1 protein-coding gene is annotated in these 428 nt (G+C 34.8%); it reads left to right on the top strand.

The window, feature by feature from the left end; all coding sequences use genetic code 11:
- Window positions 1-428 (top strand): aminotransferase class I/II-fold pyridoxal phosphate-dependent enzyme (locus tag D7X32_RS48040; RefSeq protein ID WP_120608492.1); only part of this gene is annotated, 428 nt, incomplete at both ends.

Genomic DNA, 428 nt, shown 5'->3' with positions numbered 1-428 from the left:
TGGTGTAGGTGCAGGCGCTGTTCGTACAATCAATGGTACATTAGATTTACACGACGAATTAGAACAAACACTAGCAAAATTTAAAGGAACAGAAGCTGCAATAGCTTATCAATCAGGATTTAATTGTAATATGGCTGCTATTTCGGCTGTTATGAATAAAAATGATGCTATTTTATCAGATGAGCTTAATCATGCATCAATTATTGATGGATGTCGCTTATCTAAAGCTAAAATTATTCGAGTTAACCATTCAGACATGGATGATTTACGTGCGAAAGCAAAAGAAGCAGTTGAATCAGGTCAATACAATAAAGTGATGTATATCACTGATGGCGTTTTTAGTATGGATGGTGATGTGGCTAAATTACCTGAAATTGTAGAAATTGCAGAAGAATTTGGTTTATTAACTTATGTTGACGACGCTCATG

Source organism: Corallococcus carmarthensis, from assembly GCF_003611695.1.
Classification (GTDB): Bacteria; Myxococcota; Myxococcia; order Myxococcales; family Myxococcaceae; genus Corallococcus; species Corallococcus carmarthensis.
The sequence above is the reverse complement of the archived record's forward strand: the minus strand, read 5'-3'. Positions and strand labels throughout refer to the sequence as shown.